Origin of the sequence: Bradyrhizobium canariense (assembly GCF_018130465.1) — a bacterium.
GTDB lineage: Bacteria > Pseudomonadota > Alphaproteobacteria > Rhizobiales > Xanthobacteraceae > Bradyrhizobium > Bradyrhizobium canariense_C.
Map to the genome: position 1 here is coordinate 273,730 of NZ_JAFCKJ010000007.1, position 13,319 is coordinate 287,048.

Sequence of the window (13,319 nt, forward strand, 5' to 3'; positions counted from 1 at the left end):
CTCCCTGGCCCTGTATCGAGCGTGCGGTGGCGAGACGTCGGAGTCAACCGCAAGCTCCGAGCTTACGCCTTCCTCACCGCGCGCTGGTACAGGAGACACAGCAGTGCCAGCAACACGGCGGCCGATAGCCCGAGCGACCAGTGAATGCCGATCGCCGCACCGAACAGCCCAACGGTGATGCCGCTGAACGCCCGCATGCCGAGCCCCGCCATGTTGTAGAGGCCGACGACGCGGCCGCGAATGTCGGACGGCGCGTTCAACTGCACCAGCGCCTGCGCCATGGTGTTGAACGACAGCTCGAAGAACCCTGCAAAGAACAACAGCACGATCGCGACCGGATAGATCCGCACCGAGGCGAAGCCGAGCAGCGCCACGCTCCACAGCATGGCGAGCATGATCGCGGTGCGCGGCGTGCCCTTGAGCCGTCCCCAGGATTCCAGCGCGATGCCGGCGAGCAGTGCGCCGGCAGCATCGGCCGCGAGCAGCACGCTGTAGGAGATCCCGGGATCGCCGTGGCCGAGATCGCCGGCAAAGCCCGGCATCTGCGCGTGATAGGCGTTGCCGATCATGAAGGAGGTGAGGCCGGCAAGCCACGTCATCGCCGTCAGCACCGGCTGTGTGCCGATGGCGCGGATGGTCAGCATGATGTCGGCAAGGCCGCGCACGGCGAAGCGCCGCACCGCGACACTCTTGTCCCGCACCGGCGCCCAGAACAGCCACAGCAGCATCGGCAGATAGAACAGCGTGTTGAAGATGATGCCGTGCGAGGTGCCGAGCGTGAGCATGATGATGCCGCCGACGGCAGGTCCAACCAGAATGCCGAGATAGCGCGCCATCGCGTTCAGCCGTACCGCGCTCGGAAGATCGGCGGGGCCGACGAGATCATAGAGCAGCAGCTGGTTCGGCGTCTGCCACAACACGCCGGCGCAGCCATGGATCACCAGCAGCAGCATCGCATGCCACATCTCGATGGTGTCGGTGATGAAGAAGAAGCCCCATCCAGCCGAGGCAACAATGAACAGCAGCATACCGCATTGAATGATGCGGCGCGGATCGACCCGGTCGGCGAGCCCGCCAACCGCGACCGAGAACAGCAGGAACGGCAGCCAGTGCGACAGCACCGCAAAACCCGCCAGCGCCGGCGAATGGAATTTCTGGAACACCACCCAATAGCTGATCACATGCTCGATATTGTCCGCCATCATCGCCAGCACGTAAGCGATGAACTGGAGGCGATAGGGCACCGACTTCATGGCCGCGAACGAGCCGGACGCGACGACGGGATTTTGGGGGAGGGGGTTCAAGCGATCACCTGGGTCGGACTAGGGTCGTCCCTACACGTTCAATCGTGAGCGCTCAAGACACTTGGGTGTGCTCGAACACCAGCCATGCGCTGCTGCCCCAAGCTCCATCGTCATCCTGAGGTGCGCGCTCTTGCGCGCATCGAAGGATGGGCCGCGAGCGCCCGTGGCCCATCCTTTGAGGCTTCTCCTTGCGACGCAGATGCGTCGCAAGGCTCGCACCTCCAGCGACAACCGCTTTGCGGTTGCGCGGGATGACGGCGGTGGTTGTGGCAGGCGCCGCAGTCCGGATGAGCGAAGCGATATCCGGGGCCGCTGCTTCCCGCATGTCGCTTCGCTCATGCGGGCTACGAGACCGCGGCTTGGCACCGGCGCGCATCTCACATACGCTTCGCCTCAGCCCGCACCAATCAATCATAACAGACGGGCAGCGAGGAAACCTCCATGGACCAGATCCGCGTCTGTACCCACGCAGGGCCGGGCAGCGAGCCCGTCATCCGCAGCGTGCCGTGGCCGAAGGTCGGCCGGAAGGGCGCGCTGATCAAGGTCGGCGCCTGCGGCGTCTGCGGCACGGACCTGCACATCCTGAAGGGACATTGGCCTAAGCCGCTGCCGTGGCCGTTCACGCTCGGGCACGAGATCGGCGGCGTCATCGTCGAATGCGGCGACGAATTCACCGAAGACTTCATGAGCAAGCCGCTGAAGGTCGGATCAAAGGTGATGATCCCGCCGCTGATGCCCTGTGGCCGCTGCTACTACTGCATCCATTATCCGCAAGTAGCCAACAAGTGCCTGACGCCGGTCTATTACGGCCGCTATCTCGGCTTCGACAAGGCGCCGCACATGTGGGGCGGCTGGGCCGAATATGTCTATGTCGATCTCGACATGCTGCCGGGCACCAAGATCTACAGATTGCCTGATGACATGTCGTTGCGGCTGGGCGCGCTGTCCGAGCCGCTGACCTCCTGCATCCGCGCCTTCAACCGCGCCAGCCGCGCCGGCGGTTTCACCTGGGGCGACACGGTGGTGATCCAGGGCTCGGGTCCGATCGGCATCTTGGCGGTTGCGGCCGCGCAGGAGATGGGGGCAGGGCGCGTGATCTGCGTCGGTGCGCCGGAGGAGCCGCGGCTCAAGCTCGCGCGCGAGTTCGGCGCCGAGGCGACGGTGAACATCGACGAACTGAAGTCACCGCAAGACCGCATCGCGCGCGTGCGTGAGATCGTCGGCGGCTTCGGCGCCGATCTGGTGATGGATTGCTCGGGCCATCCGACCGCCGGCCCCGAAGGCATCGAGATGCTGCGCGACGGCGGCACCTATGTCGAAATGGGCCAGTTCACCGACGCCGGCTCGATCGATACCTCCTGGCACCGCATCTGCACCAAGGACCTCAACGTGCTGGGCTCCTGGGGTTTTACCGCCAACGATCTGCCGCTCGGCGTCGACATGCTCCATCGCACGGCGGGCAAATATCCCTGGCTGAAGATGCAGACGATCTATCCGTTCACGGAAGCGGGCGTCGCGCAGGCGGTCAGGGACGCCATGGCGATGAAAACGGTGAAGTCGACCATCGTGCCGTGGCCGGAGCTGGTGGAATAGCCGATGTCGACCATCTCCCACGATCTTGCACCGTTCCTGGTCGAAGCCAAGCGCCGCACCTATGCGGGGCTGGACGACAACGCCACCGTGGCCGCTCCGCTGCTCAGAGGCTCAAAACAGCTCGAGCATCGCGCGGCACCCTATGCCTATCGCGATATCTATTTCGGGATGGGGTTTTTCGTCGGACAGGAGACCGTGTCCCGGGATGACCGCGTCATTTGGTCGATGAGCTACAGCGGTGGCGTCCGCGCGGAGATCACGGATCGAGACACCTTCCTCGCGATCTACAAATTCCTGCGCCAGGCGCTGCTGGCCGTCCGTGCCGAGGAGCCTTATCGGGGACCGCGCCTGTTCGAGCAGGCGGACATGGTTTACCGCAACGAGGTCGAAGGATCGCTCGATCGCTTTCACGGCATCGAGACGATTTCGCGGCAGGATGGCGCGCTGCTTTACGAGCTGCGCTATGGTGGTGGCTTGCTGCGATAATTGGCGCGAGCCTTGTAGATGGCCGGCGTTTTGGAATGAAAGACACCATGATGGAAGAACAGACAACCGAACCAGGCCAGCGCACCCGCTCGCCCTTCAGCGCCATTCGCGCGATCGACTACACCGTCATCTTCGTGCGCGACATGGCGGCGATGCGTCGCTTCTACGAGGAGGTTCTGGCGTTTCCGCTGCTGCGGGAGCTGTCGTCGAACTGGATCGAGTATGGCTTGGGCCCCAACACGCTGGCTCTCGCAAGGCCGAACCGGACCGCGACTGACGCGCCGACGCCAGCGGGGAGTGCCGCGCTGCAACTGGCCTTCAAGGTGTCCGCGGCCGAAGTCGATGCGTGTGCCGACGAACTCGTACGGCACGGCGTTGCATTGCTGTCGCCGCCGACGAACCAGTCGTTTGGGCATCGAACGCTGTTCTTCCGCGACCCCGACGGCAATCTTTTGGAGGTCTATGCGGAGATCTGAGACGCGAGGGAAGCGGGCCATGCCAAAAGTTCCATCGGAAATCCGCGAGTTATTCACGCCGAGGTGAAACTTAGGCCCCAGTTCCGGCTTTCAGTTCGCAGGAGATGATTGTGAAGCGAATCCTGAAGCCCCTGACCTACATCCTGGCTGCCATCTACTTCCTGGTGGATGCGGTCTTCATGGCCGTGGCGAGGCCAATCTCGCGCTGGATTGAGCGGCATTTCGAATTCAGGCGATTGCGGGCCTGGATCAGATCGCTGCCGCCTTATTGCTCGCTCGCCTTGTTTTCCGTGCCCGTCATTATCCTGGAGCCGATCAAGCCCGTGGCGGCCTATCTTGCCGCGACGGGGCAGGTCGTGAGCGGTGCTGTGACGTTCATTGTCGGCGAGCTGCTCAAGCTCGTGCTTGTCGAACGCCTGTTTCAGCTCACGCGTGACAAGCTGATGCGGATTCCGGCTTTTGCCTGGGCGTACGGCAAGTACTCCGAGGTGAAGGCATGGCTGCAGGCAACCGAAGCCTGGCGCGCCATCCGCGCACTGAGCCGCGCGGCCAGGGACACTATTGTGCGGGCAAGAGCTAGACTGGTTGGCGGCTTCAGCAGGCCGGTGACCTCCAGGGATTAGGGCTGCAGGGATTAGGACAAGCGAGCTACCCTCTATATGAGCTTGCGGGCCGCGGCGGTGGCTTTGTCGCCCGTGTTTGGCGTGCCGCTCGGTTCGATCAGCAGGAGGTGGACCTCCTCGCGTGCCACCGGGCGATGCTCAACACCTTTGGGCACGACATAGAGTTCGCCCGGACCAAGCGTCACCGTGCGATCCCGCAATTCGATGTCCAAACTGCCTTTCAGGACGAGAAAGAAATCGTCGGTGTCCTCGTGCTTGTGCCAGGTGAACTCTCCCTTCACCTTCACCACCATCACGTCGCAGTCGTTGAAGGTCGTGATCGTGCGCGGCGACCAGAAATCCCCAAAAGTCGCGAGTTTGTCGGCAAGCGATATGCCGTCGGCCATGTGTCACCCTTATTTTGCTTTCTCGTGAGGCACGATCTGGGGTCGACGTGCTGGCGCGACAAGGCTTGCGTTTCGACGGCTATGGTCTCGTCGCAAGGCGTGCAGTCGCCACACAAGCCGTTCGACCGAGAGAGGTCATGCGCGCATCCCGGCGCGCCCAATGGCGTGCAATTTGAGTCGGGTCGCCGCGAAAACCCTCTGCTTCGGCGCGAAATCCCGCTATATGCAGCAAAACGGCTCGAAAACGCTGGATGTAGTGGGTCGAGCTGACCGGTAAGCTTATTCTCGGCATCACCAAAGCCATGCGTCATAGGCATGGTGATTTGCCCGCACTTGGCGTAAAGAGCGTCCAAATCAAATCACCACGCGTGCGGCTGGACTATTTGCCGCCTACGCAGCTTCAGGTCGCGCGGCTCGACGTTCCGCGCCTGGACCAACCAAGGTTTATCCCGTGTCTTTTCCGACCATGAGTCCGCCGCTCGCCCGAGCTTTGGCCGAGCGCAACTACGACCGTCCGACCCCCGTTCAGCTCGCCGTGCTCACGGACGAGGCCGCTGACCGCGACCTGCTGGTTTCGGCCCAGACCGGCTCCGGCAAGACCCTGGCCTATGGGCTCGCTATGGCCAAGGACCTGCTTGGCGACGCCGAGCGGTTCGAGCGGGCGGGTGCACCGCTTGCCCTGATCGTGGCGCCGACCCGCGAGCTTGCCTTGCAGGTCCATCGCGAACTTGCCTGGCTGTACGAGCATGCGAGCGGACGCGTCGTCTCCTGCGTCGGCGGCATGGATCCCAGGCGCGAGCAGCGCGAGCTTGCGGCCGGCGCTCACATCGTCGTCGGCACGCCCGGCCGGTTGTGCGATCATTTGCGCCGCGGCCGTCTCGACATCTCGGAATTGAAGGTGGTCGTGCTCGACGAGGCCGACGAGATGCTCAATCTCGGCTTTCGCGAGGACATGGAGTTCATCCTCAAGACCACGCCGGACACGCGCCGGACCCTGATGTTCTCGGCGACGTTCCCGCGCGGCATCGTCGCGCTGGCCAAGCAGTACCAACAGCGGGCGTTCCGGATCGAGGTCGCCGGCGACGAAGGCGGTCATGCCGATATCGAGTACCGCGCGATCCGGATCGCGCCCGGCGATGCCGAGCACGCGGTCGTCAACGTGTTGCGCTTCTACGAGGCGCCGAGCGCGCTGGTATTCTGCAGCACGCGCGATGGCGTCCGGCATTTGCAGGCGGCGCTGCTGGAGCGCGGCTTCTCCGTGGTCGCTCTGTCGGGTGAATTGACGCAGAACGAGCGGACCACGGCGCTGCAGTCGCTGCGGGACGGACGCTCGCGCGTCTGCGTGGCGACCGACGTCGCCGCCCGCGGCATCGACCTGCCGAGCCTCGATCTCGTCATTCATGCCGACCTGCCCAACGACGCCGAGGTCATGCAGCATCGCTCCGGCCGCACCGGACGGGCGGGCCGCAAGGGCACGAGCGTCCTGCTGGTGCCACCCGTGCGGCGGCGGCGTGCGGAAATGCTGCTCAACGTCTCGGGGATCGACGCGGTCTGGGGGACGGCGCCGCAGCCGGATGAGATCCGCAAGCTCGATCACGAGCGCATGAAGGACGTGCTGTTCACGGAGGAGACGACCGCCGACGATCTGGCGCTGGCGCAGGCGCTATTGGCCGAGCGGTCGGCTGAGGAGATCGCCGCGTCACTCGCACGGCTCTATCGTGCGCGGCTGCCGTCGCCCGAAGACATCATGGATCCCGGCGAGCGGAGCAGCCGGCCGCGCGAAGATCGCGGTCGCAACGATGCCCGCGCCTCGCGCGACGATGTCCGCGCTTCGCGCGGCGATGACCGCCTCGAAAGGGCGCGACCCAAATCGGGAAAATCGTCGTCGAAACACGGCATGGCGGAGGGCAGCGTCTGGTTCCGGGCCAACATCGGACGAAAAAAGAACGCGGAAGCGCGCTGGCTGTTGCCGATGATCTGCCGCCGTGGCGGCATCGACAAGGGAGATATCGGCGCCATCAAGATCATGGACACCACGACCGAGTTCGAAATTTCCGAGCGGGCCGCAGAATCCTTCGCCGTGATGATCAAGCGTCCGGACAAGGAAGACAATATCCGCCTCGAGCCGCTGGCGGATGCGCCGCAGCGGCAAGCGGCTTCGGAAGAGCGGTCCCACGCGCCGCGGCGCGACAGCGGCGACAGCGATCATCGTGAACGCCAGGGCGAACGCGCGCGCGAGCCGAATGGGTTCAAGCCGCAAGGCAAACCACACGGCAAACCTCACGGTAAACCTCAAGGCAAACCGCACGAAAAGCCGTACGGCGAGCGCACACCGAAATTCGACGATGCTCCTTCCTTCGCAAAGAAAAAGAAGCACAAGAACAAGCCGGGCCACGCAGAGCCTTCGGTTAGTTCGTGGCCCGTGAAGGGCGCTCCCGGGAAGAAGCCGAAGACGAAAAAGAAGCATCGCGCCTGACTGCTGCTGCCCTGCGCGGACGGCAATGATGCCGCCGAATTGCACCGGCGGCATCATCTCGGAAATCAGGTGTGAGCAGCGAGGTCGCGCAGCATGTAGGTTGCGCTGTCGCCGTAGGTCGCGAGCTTCGCCCGCAGCTCCGCATCCGCCGTGACGGGCCGGAAGCCGAGACGCTCCCACAGTGACCGCGTGGCGTAGACCGACACCAGCGCGAGCGTCGCGATCCCCGACGCGCGCGCGAGCTGTTCGATCGCAACGACATAGTCACGCGCTGCGCTGCCGCGAAAGTCGGGCAGCACCGCGATGTCGTGCAGGTAGAGGCAATCCGCATCGCCGGGCAGTAGTTCGAGGAAGCCGTCGAGCCGTGGAATCCGGTGCTGCGTCCAGGGATGTGCGAGTCCGTAGCCGACGATCCCGTCGTCCGAAGCAAGCACGCGGCAGCCGTCGGGATAGAGCCGCATCTTCTCCGCGAACACCTCGGGGCTTTCAGGCAGATCGGGATGGATGCGCGCTGCGATCGCGCCGATCGCCGGCAGGTCGGAGGCGCGCGCGGGACGCCAATGCGGCTTGCTCATGTCGATCCGTCGTTCCGTCTCAATCATCGCAGTTTATTCCGATGCGACGATGCGTGCAGCGAAAAATATCTTTGCCGCCATCTCAGGAATACGGCGGCTCGCGCGGCGTCCTACCCCATGCAAGCCCATTGCATGACAGGAGAGACCATGACGACATCCTCGATCCGCCTCGCGCTCACGCTCGCAATATCGCTGGCGATGGTTCCCGCCGTATTCGCGGCACCGCCGACCAAGACCGGCAAGACCGACAAGGGCAACGTGCTCACCGACGCCAAGGGCATGTCGCTCTACACTTTCGACAAGGACGCGGACGGCAAGTCGGCCTGCAATGGTCCGTGCGCGACCAACTGGCCGGTGCTGAAGGCCGAGGCGAGCGATGCCGCCGCCGACGGCTACACCGTCATTACGCGCGACGACGGCTCGAAGCAGTGGGCCTACAAAGGCAAGCCGCTCTACACCTTCGCCAAGGACACCAAGCCCGGCGACGTCACCGGCGACGGCTTTCTGAACGGCGCCTGGCATCTGGCGATGCCGTGATGGATCGCTGAAGCATGATCCGGAAAAGTGCGAATCGGTTTTCCGAAAAAATCATACTCAAGCAACAACCTAAAGCGCGATGATGATTTCATCCTTATCTCATCGCGCTTTAGCGCAGGGACCGGTGGGTTAGATCGACTGGACCGCGTGCTCGCTTCACCTCTCCCGCTCGCGGGCGCCTGCGGGGGAGGCAATCGCATGGCTAGCTGGGCCGACGAGATCGCGTCAAGGCCGGTTCATGTCCGTTGGGCGGCGAGCCTGGCTCACGCAGGCGGTGCCGGCACCAGTCCGTAGCGCAGCATCGTCTCTTTCATCTTCGCGGGGTCGGGTGGCGCGCCGGCCGACAGGAGCGCGGCCATCTCGGTGAAATATTGTGGTCCCAGCACCCCGGGGCTCAGGATGCACAGGCAGGTCGCCGGCGTCGTCGAACGGTTGGTAAAGCCGTGCACGATGCCGCGCTTGATGAAGACTGAGGCTCCGGGGGTGAGATCGTTCTGCTGGCCGTCGATCGTCCAGGTCGAGACGCCGGACAACCCGTAGATCGTTTCGTCCCAGCGGTCGTGATAATGCGGGATCGGCATCCGCGCATTCGGCTGCAACGTCATTTCGAAGATATCGACGCTGCCGCCGGTGTCATCCTTGCTGTGCAGGAAGCGGAGCTGAAGCGAACCGAAATTGATGAGATCGGGCATGGTCGTTTCGTCCAGGTGAGAGGCTGCATCGAGATCGCGGCGCTCGCTCACGTCGAAACGAGAACGACCGCAGCCCCGTCATACACCATCAGCCACGTGCGACCGGCCAATTTGTTGCACAGAGACCGTTGCAGGCCGACCTGCCGGCTGCGCAAGCGGCAGACATTCTGGCGCGAACGGCTACGGGATCGACGCCTCTGAATAGCTCGCCGGCGCTGATCTTAAGTTGGCGCGTGCAATGGCAGCAACTTCAAAGATGCAGAATGCTGCCTGCGCCGCAGCATCAGATGAATCGAATTAAATCAAGTCAAGAGTCCGAAAGCGAACCGAAGCTTCGACCTTCGTCGGCCATAGTTGGCTCCGGCAGGGGGCAAGAGCGGTATATTCGCGGCAGCATCCCACCATCGTGAAAGTAGGGGCACTGGTGTCCCGGTGCAGTACGCACCTGGGCGCGTCGGGGAGTCTTCAATCCATTATCTAGTTTCGCTTGAAAGGATGAATGCCCGTGAGTGATGCCAATGTGAAAGCCGAGACGAATGCCGCTCCGCTGAATGGGACGGCGAACGGAAATGCAAACTTCAAATTCGACATACCGTTTTTCAACATCCAGGCGATCTTCGGCGATCTCGCCGCGCCGGCCGCCACGCGGGCCAAGGCAAATTTCGAGCAGATGAAGGCGACTTCCGAGGAGATCACGGAAGCTCTCTGCGACGCCTGTTCGATCAATGCCAAACGTGCCGCCGATTACGGCACCAAGGTCATCGAAATATCCAACGCCAATACCAGCTCCGCGCTGGAATTCCTCTCCCAGCTTGCAGACGCGAGGTCGTTTGCGGACCTCGTGAACCTCTCCACCGCTCACGGCCGCAAGACCTTTGAAGCGGCTTCCGCCCAGAAACGGGAGCTTTGGGATCTGGCCCAGAAGGTCGCGACCGAGACGGCCGAGCCGATCAAGAACAGCTTCAACCGGGTTCTGCATAGGGCTGCTTGAATCGAAGCTACTGGCCACGTGGATCGGCTGGACGAGCGTCTTCGCGAGAAGAGACGCCGTCCAGCCGGTGGCGGCCAGCCTCGCCGTGAGGTGATGCCAAGCTGGAGGGAAATCAGGATGGGTATGGTGATGATCAAGTGCCCGGAAACGGGAAGCGCAATTCCGACAGGCATCGAGATGGATGGAGAAAGGTTTCGCTGCAGTACTGTGTTCTTTTCGCGTACCTATTGCCGGATGTGCGCGGCGACGCACGAGTGGTTCGCCAGGGAGGCCTGGGTCTACGAGTCGGTCTTGGCGAACGGGAAGTCCGGGCGCGGGGAGCCGTCCCGCGCCGGCGCGGCGTGAAGGACCCTTAACGCATCCCGCGAAACGATCCGATCGATCCTGCGGCTCATCACCTTGTAGCACTCGCATGCGACGACCTCGAGCCGTTGCCTGTCGATCTCGAGTTGGCCGCGTCGATTGGATTTGATCGCCCTTGATGTTCGAAGTGCACTTACGACGTGCGTGACCGTGGTACGCCGGACGCCGAGCAATTCCGACAACGTCTCCTGGGTCAAGGGCAGGACGTTACCGCCATCCGTCCGATCGTGAATGTGCAGCAGCCAGCGGGCGAGGCGCGCTTCGACGGAGTGCAGCGCATTGCAGGCCGCGACGTGCAGGAATTGCGTCATCATCGCCCTGGTGACAATCTGAACCGCGCTTGCGATGGCGGGGCCGTGTTCGAGCATCGCGTGAAAGCGCGCGGGCGAGATCTGCAGTGCGGTCCCGGCCACGCGGACAACCGCGGTCAGGGGGGATCGGACGGGCCCGAGCGCCGTCATCAGTCCGACGGCGCCGTCGTTGCCGATCACGGCGGTTGCGGCCGTTTGTCCGTTCGGCAATTCCAAGATGAGGGCGATCGCGCCGCTGCAGGGGAAGTAGAGGTGTTCGATCCGGTCGCCCGATCGAACCAGGACTGCGTCGTGCGGGAGCGGTACTTTCCGCAAATGCGGTGCAAGCAAAGCGAAGTCGGCCGGCGGTAACGCAGCTAACAGGCGATTACCAACTCTGGTTGCGTGCTCCATCACGGGCATCGCCCCTCGACCGAGGCCCGGCGGCTAGCAAACACATCGTTTCCGACCGAGCCGCGTCGCCGCGCAGACGCTTGCGACGACAGGCGGATAAACGCACTTCAACAGGTAAAGTTCCAATCACGGATCGCGAGCCTGCGCGCCGGCGGGGGCCGGCGCGTCTGACTGCGACGAAGATCGGGCGGCTTGCAAACGCTGCGCGCCCTGACCGACGTTACTCCTACCTCAACCCCTCATACACCATCAGACCGCGTGCGACCTGCAGCTTGCGGATCGCGCGCGGCAGCAATTTTTCCGGCTGGTGCAGATAGCGCCATGAGGTGAGGGCGAACGGGCCAAGCGCGCCGCATTCGTCGTCGAACGGCGCGAGCACGCCTGTCACGCTCACCGGTGTATGCGGGCGGGCGTTGAACGGCAGCAGCAGCAGTTCGAGATGCGCCTTGCTGCCGTCTTCGCGCGCGGCGGTGACGCCTGCGATTGCGCCGAGGCTCTCGTCGGCGACGATGGTCGTGATCTCCTCGATCTCGCGACGGCTGGCCTCGTTGAACAGCGCCGCAAAGCTCGAATCCTTGAGGTCGCACCCTGCGAGCGCGCAGACGCGCGTGCCGGCAACGCGGAACGGGAAGCCGAGATTGGGCTCGCAGGACAGCACGAAGATGTCACCGAGCAGGCCGCGCACGGCGGCCGGATCGATATCGGCCCGGTCAGGGGCCCGCGCAGTGCCGCGCTTCTTGTCCCAATATGCGAAGAACTCGCGGCTCGACGGATGTTTCATGACTGAACGCTTACCCCGGGGCGCAACCTCGCGGGACAAACCTGTCCCGCTTCAGTGCAGCCGCGATCCCTTTGTTGTTGTGCAGGAGGGGATTTGCAGCGTCCATGCCGCGGAGGCGTTTTCGGCGCCCCTGGCGCTGCCTTTGCGTCGTTAACGTTAAATTAACTATGCGCTTTCCGTGCGCCGTCCCGCTGCTATGGTGACCGCGGTCGCAAGCCTCGCCGCTTTGCTCCAGGTTCTCGGCGAGGCCTGTACACAGCGTCAAACAGTTTGGTCACCGGCCGCGGGGAGGGGTGGGGATATTCCCGTCTCTCTGGGTACCGGAAGTCCGACACGGATAGGCAGGGCTTTCCCAGGGCCCTGCCTTTTCCTTTTGTGCACTTGCGCAGCGCGGGCAAAGGCGCCTATCTCCAAGGCCTGTCGTTAAGCCTGTCGCTCCGATCGCGCCTGAAAGCGAAGCTGCCTTGGATTCCCCGCAAGATTCTCCGCCGCAAGATCCTCCGTCGCAAGACCCTTCGCGGGGGGCGCCGGCCGTCGTTGAAGAGGCTCCGCGCGAGCCGATCCTGACGCTGCCGTTCGCGCTGACCGCCTATATCCTCTTGCTCGCGGTGATCCATCTGCGGGTGCTGCTGCCGCCGGAGATCGAGAACTGGACCATCGACGTCTTCGGCTTCATCCCCAAGCGCTACGATTCCTCGCTGCTCAATCTGCAGATTCCCGGCGGGGCCGGTGCCAAGGTCTGGACCTTCGTCACCTATTCGCTGCTGCACGCCAATCTCACCCATCTCGGCTTCAACGTGCTGTGGCTGTTGCCGTTCGGCAGCGCGCTGGCGCGGCGCTTTGGCGCCATCAGGTTCTTCCTGTTCCTCGCGGTGACGGCGGCGGCCGGCGCGCTCGCCCATCTCGTCACCCATGAGCACGCGGTGGCGCCGATGATCGGCGCCTCGGCCTCGGTGTCCGGCGCGATGGCGGCGGCGATCCGCTTTGCCTTCGTTCGCGGCAGCTTCCTGTCGTTCAGCCGATCGGATGCCGATACCGCCGCGAGAGTTCCGGCGCTGCCGCTGTCGCGCGCGCTGCGCGACGGGCGGGTGCTGGGCTTCCTCGGCGTCTGGTTCGGCGTCAACATCATCTTCGGGGTCGGCGCGATCGGTATCGACTCCGAGACCACGAGCGTCGCCTGGCAGGCGCATATCGGCGGCTTCTTCGCAGGACTGCTGCTGTTCGCGCTGTTCGATCCCGTGCCGCGCGTGCGAAGCGATGCTGCGGATGCGTCATCACAGGACATTTCAGACGGTATTTGAAGCGGCGCTTGCGGCGCCGCCCGAATTCATC

14 protein-coding genes are annotated in these 13,319 nt (G+C 63.8%); 8 read left to right on the forward strand and 6 right to left on the reverse strand.

The genetic code is table 11. The features are described 5' to 3' along the window. Positions 1 to 62 precede the first annotated feature (62 nt). Positions 63 to 1,304, reverse strand: a complete 1,242-nt coding sequence (locus JQ591_RS20535; protein WP_283817827.1) for an MFS transporter — start codon at positions 1,302 to 1,304, stop codon at positions 63 to 65. Between the two features lie 441 nt (positions 1,305 to 1,745). Here JQ591_RS20535 and JQ591_RS20540 point away from each other — a divergent pair, with 441 nt between their 5' ends. The 4 genes from JQ591_RS20540 (at position 1,746) to JQ591_RS20555 (ending at position 4,482) form a co-directional block, all read left to right on the forward strand. Beyond that, entirely contained in the window at positions 1,746 to 2,897 is a 1,152-nt protein-coding gene (locus JQ591_RS20540) for a zinc-binding dehydrogenase (RefSeq protein WP_211397810.1), read from the forward strand. 3 nt (positions 2,898 to 2,900) lie between these two features. Further along, entirely contained in the window at positions 2,901 to 3,383 is a 483-nt protein-coding gene (locus JQ591_RS20545) for a DUF5680 domain-containing protein (RefSeq protein ID WP_211397811.1), read from the forward strand. A 35-nt stretch (positions 3,384 to 3,418) separates the two neighbouring features. After that, positions 3,419 to 3,859: a VOC family protein gene (locus JQ591_RS20550; protein WP_211397812.1), complete on the forward strand. Its 441-nt coding sequence runs from the start codon at positions 3,419 to 3,421 to the stop codon at positions 3,857 to 3,859. A 110-nt stretch (positions 3,860 to 3,969) separates the two neighbouring features. Then, complete coding sequence (locus JQ591_RS20555) at positions 3,970 to 4,482, forward strand: hypothetical protein (RefSeq protein ID WP_211397813.1); 513 nt, start codon at positions 3,970 to 3,972, stop codon at positions 4,480 to 4,482. 32 nt (positions 4,483 to 4,514) lie between these two features. Here the strand turns inward: JQ591_RS20555 and JQ591_RS20560 are convergent, their stop codons facing one another. Beyond that, positions 4,515 to 4,868, reverse strand: coding sequence for a cupin domain-containing protein (locus JQ591_RS20560; protein WP_211397814.1), 354 nt, complete (start codon positions 4,866 to 4,868; stop codon positions 4,515 to 4,517). Positions 4,869 to 5,334: 466 nt separating this feature from the next. Between JQ591_RS20560 and JQ591_RS20565 the strand changes: the two genes are divergently transcribed. Further along, entirely contained in the window at positions 5,335 to 7,344 is a 2,010-nt protein-coding gene (locus tag JQ591_RS20565; protein ID WP_211397894.1) for a DEAD/DEAH box helicase, read from the forward strand. A gap of 65 nt (positions 7,345 to 7,409) precedes the next feature. Here the strand turns inward: JQ591_RS20565 and JQ591_RS20570 are convergent, their stop codons facing one another. Continuing rightward, the gene (locus JQ591_RS20570) at positions 7,410 to 7,919 is read right to left on the reverse strand and encodes a GNAT family N-acetyltransferase (protein WP_211397815.1); all 510 of its coding nucleotides are present in this window, start codon (positions 7,917 to 7,919) and stop codon (positions 7,410 to 7,412) included. A 147-nt stretch (positions 7,920 to 8,066) separates the two neighbouring features. On the opposite strand from JQ591_RS20570, the gene JQ591_RS20575 reads away from it, so the two are divergent. After that, positions 8,067 to 8,456, forward strand: a complete 390-nt coding sequence (locus JQ591_RS20575) for a COG4315 family predicted lipoprotein (protein WP_211397816.1) — start codon at positions 8,067 to 8,069, stop codon at positions 8,454 to 8,456. Between the two features lie 263 nt (positions 8,457 to 8,719). Here the strand turns inward: JQ591_RS20575 and JQ591_RS20580 are convergent, their stop codons facing one another. Next, on the reverse strand, positions 8,720 to 9,148 hold the full coding sequence (locus JQ591_RS20580) for a cupin domain-containing protein (RefSeq protein WP_211397817.1): 429 nt from the start codon (positions 9,146 to 9,148) through the stop codon (positions 8,720 to 8,722). 499 nt (positions 9,149 to 9,647) lie between these two features. Here JQ591_RS20580 and JQ591_RS20585 point away from each other — a divergent pair, with 499 nt between their 5' ends. Further along, the gene (locus JQ591_RS20585) at positions 9,648 to 10,139 is read left to right on the forward strand and encodes a phasin (protein WP_249137342.1); all 492 of its coding nucleotides are present in this window, start codon (positions 9,648 to 9,650) and stop codon (positions 10,137 to 10,139) included. A gap of 278 nt (positions 10,140 to 10,417) precedes the next feature. Here the strand turns inward: JQ591_RS20585 and JQ591_RS20590 are convergent, their stop codons facing one another. Continuing rightward, positions 10,418 to 11,206 (reverse strand): Crp/Fnr family transcriptional regulator, encoded by a 789-nt coding sequence (locus tag JQ591_RS20590; protein ID WP_249137346.1) that lies wholly within the window; start codon positions 11,204 to 11,206, stop codon positions 10,418 to 10,420. Positions 11,207 to 11,432: 226 nt separating this feature from the next. Beyond that, the gene (locus JQ591_RS20595) at positions 11,433 to 11,987 is read right to left on the reverse strand and encodes a PAS domain-containing protein (protein WP_211397819.1); all 555 of its coding nucleotides are present in this window, start codon (positions 11,985 to 11,987) and stop codon (positions 11,433 to 11,435) included. A gap of 464 nt (positions 11,988 to 12,451) precedes the next feature. Between JQ591_RS20595 and JQ591_RS20600 the strand changes: the two genes are divergently transcribed. Then, positions 12,452 to 13,288 (forward strand): rhomboid family intramembrane serine protease, encoded by an 837-nt coding sequence (locus tag JQ591_RS20600; protein WP_211397820.1) that lies wholly within the window; start codon positions 12,452 to 12,454, stop codon positions 13,286 to 13,288. Positions 13,289 to 13,319: the final 31 nt, after the last annotated feature.